This is a genomic window from Marisediminicola senii (genome assembly GCF_011057645.1).
Lineage (GTDB): Bacteria > Actinomycetota > Actinomycetes > Actinomycetales > Microbacteriaceae > Marisediminicola > Marisediminicola senii.
Genome location: NZ_JAALGE010000092.1, coordinates 1 through 3,352 on the forward strand (window position 1 = coordinate 1; position 3,352 = coordinate 3,352).

At 73.7% G+C, this 3,352-nt stretch carries 1 protein-coding gene and 1 pseudogene; both read right to left on the reverse strand.

Going from position 1 to position 3,352, the window contains the following annotated elements; genetic code table 11:
* A pseudogene (locus G5S38_RS15265) lies at nucleotides 1-2,555 on the reverse strand (hypothetical protein); the annotation flags it as partial.
* Between the two features lie 163 nt (nucleotides 2,556-2,718).
* Nucleotides 2,719-3,352, reverse strand: a 634-nt coding sequence (locus tag G5S38_RS15270) for a class F sortase (RefSeq protein WP_235929125.1), incomplete at its 5' end; no start/stop codon positions are given.

The following is a 3,352-nucleotide window of genomic DNA, read 5'->3' on the forward strand; positions in this document are numbered from 1 at the left end:
GCCCCTGCCCCGCGCACCCACCAGGCCAGCGACGCCACCGAGACGATCGCCGCAGCGACGGCGGCCGTCACGGCCCACTCGCCGCGCGCGAAGCCCAGCAGGTGTGAGGCGGCGTCGATGGCGAGCCAGACCGCAGGGGCGATGGCGATGGATGCCGCCACCCGGTCGCTCCACGACCCGTGCGGTGACCGCAGCCAGGCGAGCACGCCCGCGAGCAGCACGAGGCCGACGGCCACGCCGATCGCCGACGTGACCTCGGCAGGGAGCAGCGTCACCGCGGCGAGACCGCTCAGGCCGGCGCCGAACAGCGCGAGCGCCGTACCGAGCGCGGTGGCCAGGCCGATCCAGAACACGATGCGCCGGTCGAGGTCGCTCGCCGCACGCAGGCGAACGGTCGCCGCCAGCAGCAGCAGGAGCGCCGCTGTCGCCCCCGCGAGCAGGGCGCTGTCCGGCCACCATTCGTCGAGCGTTGGCGTGGTGACGTAGCTTCCGTGGCGGGCCGCGGTGCCCGCGGCGACGATCAGCAGCGTGGTGGCGGTGCCGGCGAGGGCGGCCCTGGCCGTGGTATCCATCACCACCGTGCGGGTCGCGATCGCGATCAGGATGGCGGCGCCCGCAGCTGGAGCCCAGGTCGCCAGGGTCGCCCAGCCGGCGGTCCAGCCGAACGCCGTCGCCACCCCGACCGTGAGCAGCAGCGGAACCTGCGTCGACCGAGCGATGGCGCGGGTGCGCACCGCACGCGCTGCGAGCAGGGCCGCGACCGCGACGGCGTACCACACCGCGGCGATGAGGGCGATGCCCCCGAGGAGCGGGGCGGCGAGCAGGAGGACGACCGCAGCCATGGCGGCCAGGGCCCAGGCGCGCGCGACCGCGAGCCCGCCCAGCATCCACGCGGTGAACGCGAGGGCCGCGGCGATGGCGAGTGCGAGCACCGCGAGCACGTCGTCGGTCGCGATGTCGAGGATCGCATCGGATGGGGCGTAGGTCCACGGTGTTGCGGCACTCACGCCGAGCACGACCAGCGCCCGCGACGCCCCGAGCAGCAGCGGCGTCGCGAGCGCGGCGACGACGATGGATGCCGCGGCGACCGTCGCCGCGGTGGCGGGCACCCTCGACTCGCGATCGGGCATCCGCCGTGACAGTGCCTCGGCGGCGAGCGCGACGACCGCGGCGACGACGAGCGGAACGATGACGAGCAGGTCGTCGCTGCCGCCGTGGAACGTGCCGGAGAACCCGGTGATCGCGAGGCTGACTGCCGCAATGGCGGCGAGGGTGGCGGACACGCCGACCGTGCGGACCGGCGTGCGCGAGGTCCTGCGCAGCACCACGACGTGTGCGATCGCGGCGGCGGCGACGAGTACGAGCAGCATTACCGAGGTGACCGCGTCATCCGGTGCCGTGCGGGCGGCGGATGCCGCGATCGCGCCGACGGCCAGCGCGACCGTGGCACCGCCGAGCACGAGCACGCGTTCGAGAGTGCGAGGCTGCGCCGCGCGCCTGGCGGTGGCGGCGAGTCTGGCGAGCGGGTGCACGAGACCGGCCGCGCCCATCGCGATAGTGATGACGGCCACCCGCACCGCGTCGGGCTGCGCCCCCGCCAGCCCGGACGCGACGAGTCCGACGCCGGGCAGCACGCCCGCGAACCCGGCGACGCTGGGCACCCGAAGGCCCGAGATGCGGCACCAGCCGATCATTCCGATGGATTCTGCTATCAGCGTCACGCCCCAGAACAGCGGTCCGGATGCGGAGGCCGACCCGAACAGGTCATTCGCCCGAACCGCGTACGCGTCGAGTAACACGAGCACGACGGCGAACGCGGCGATGCCTTCCGCGGTGGTGCGCAGCCTCGCCCGCTGCAGCAGCGTGGCTGTCACGAACGCCGTGACGGTGACCGCGCCGATGATGATCGACCGCCACACGATGCCGTAGTTGACGAACGCGTAGACGAGGTAGGCGATCGCGGCGACGGAGAGGAGCGCCACCCCGACGAGAAGCAGGATGACCTGAACGCTGGGGGTGCGACGGCGCCGCGGGGGAGCGGCGGGAGAGGACGCGGGGCCCGCCGAGGGTGGTGCGGGTGGTGCAGGAGGGGCGGGAGGTGCGGATGCCGCGTCTGCTGCCGCAGTCGGACTGGTGGCGGCCTCGCCAGCGTGCGCCGCGATCGGCTCGGCCACGGTCGTCGGCGCGACCTCCGGCACCCGTTCGCTGGCTGCGCGGGCAGCGTCGCGCCGGACGGTCGCCGCGGCATCCACGTCGTGCCTGATACGTCCGATGGTGGTGAGTCGCTCATCGAGCGTGCGCGCGACGGTGCGCGACAGGGCCAGCAGGTGGCTGGCCGCCGGGTGCGTGAGGTCGAGCGCGCAGACGTCGCAGACCGCGCTTCGCAGCGGCGAGAAGCATGCCGGGCAGACCGTCGTGTCGACGAGCAGCGCGGGCGAGCTCGGCCAGCGCACGTCGCCGGCGAAGGAACGGAAGTCGTCGCCCCCCGTGGCGGAACTGCCCCCCGTGGTCGAACCGGCCCCCGCGCCGGTCGCACCGTGATCGTTCGTAGCCACAGATGGCCTCCCCAGGTCAGGCACTCAGGCTAGTGCCGGCCATGGCGCGGGGCGGGGACGAATCACATCCGAACGTGAAACCGGCTCGACGCCGTCGGGGGAGGAGTGGACGGAGCCGCGACCCGCGGTACTAGCCTCGTGGACGGAGCCGCGACCCGCAGAACTAGCGCGCGGTCGGCGCCGCGTACACGACGAGGTTGTCGTCGTAGTGCCCGATCGACGTGTCGAAGCGTCCTGCACAGGTGATGAGCCGCAGCTCGTCGACGGGCAGGGCCCCGAACACGTCGCCGGTGGGAAACTCCGCCTTGGCAAACGACTCGGTGCGATACACCGTGTAGTCGACCACCGAGCCGTCGGCGGCGTTCACCTGCACGGTGTCGCCGATCACGAGCTCGCGCAGCCGGTAGAACACGGCCGGCCCCGACGACGAGTCGACGTGCCCGGCGATGACCGTCGGCCCGATGCCGCCCGGCTTGCCCCCTCCGGTGTACCAGCCGACCTCGGAGAAGTCCGACGGCACCTCCATCGTGCCGTCCTGCTGCAGGCCGAGGTCGATCAGGGGTTCCGAGAGCTCCATCGCGGGGATGGTGACCGCGGTCGGGGGCGACCCGACCGGCAGCGGCTCGATCACGGGCACAGCGGGCTCGGGCGTCGCCTCGGCGGTAGGAGCCGGTGCGTCGGGTGCGGGCGTCTCCGCGGGTGGCGTCGGCACGGCGGTCCCGGCTGCGGGTGACGTCGGAGACGAGCGGGGGGTGGATGCTGCATCCACCCCCGCACCGACCCCGGTGCACCCCGCC